Source organism: Vibrio sp. 811, from assembly GCF_033339195.1.
Genome location: NZ_JAWOUB010000492.1, coordinates 1 through 656 on the forward strand (window position 1 = coordinate 1; position 656 = coordinate 656).

Sequence of the window (656 nt, forward strand, 5' to 3'; positions counted from 1 at the left end):
CTCGGGTGGCGTGACCACGTCAACAATTACCGTCCCTTTGGTGACGGCATTAGGTGTGGGGTTAGCTTCGGCCATTAAAGGGCGTAACCCTATGGTGGATGGTTTTGGGTTGATTGCGTTTGCCTCTTTACTGCCAATGATGTTTGTCATGATTTATGGGATGGCCGTTACATGATTTCATTCGAACATTTCTTAGATACGTTGCTGTCCACCATTCGTGATGTGATCCCGATTGCGGCGATTATTTTTGGCTTTCAATTGGCTGTGCTGCGCCGCCCAGTGAATAACCTCAAAAAAGTGTTGCTCGGTTTTGCGTATGTCATTGTTGGGTTATCGTTGTTTTTACTCGGTTTGGAGATGGCATTGTTTCCGTTGGGCGAAACAATGGCGGTGCAGTTGACCGCTCCTGAATTCGTCCGAGAGTTTAAAGTCTCTATTGGGCAGGCGTTAGAGTGGGTCGACTATTATTGGGTGTACACCTTTGCTTTTTTTATCGGCTTTAGTACGACCATCGCTGAGCCATCTTTGATTGCAGTGGCCATCAAAGCCAATCAAGTGTCTGGTGGCAGTATTAGTGTAAATGGCTTACGAGTTGCGGTTGCTTTAGGCGTAGCGATAGGTATCGCGCTTGGTAGCTATCGTATTGTGGTGGGCGA

2 protein-coding genes are annotated in these 656 nt (G+C 47.6%); both read left to right on the forward strand.

The window, feature by feature from the left end; all coding sequences use genetic code 11:
• The coding region (locus R7Q46_RS27675) for a DUF1538 family protein (RefSeq protein WP_318078352.1) at window positions 1-175 on the forward strand (175 nt) is incomplete at its 5' end.
• Window positions 172-656, forward strand: a 485-nt coding sequence (locus R7Q46_RS27680; protein ID WP_318078351.1) for a DUF1538 family protein, incomplete at its 3' end; no start/stop codon positions are given. The genes R7Q46_RS27675 and R7Q46_RS27680, both read left to right, overlap by 4 nt.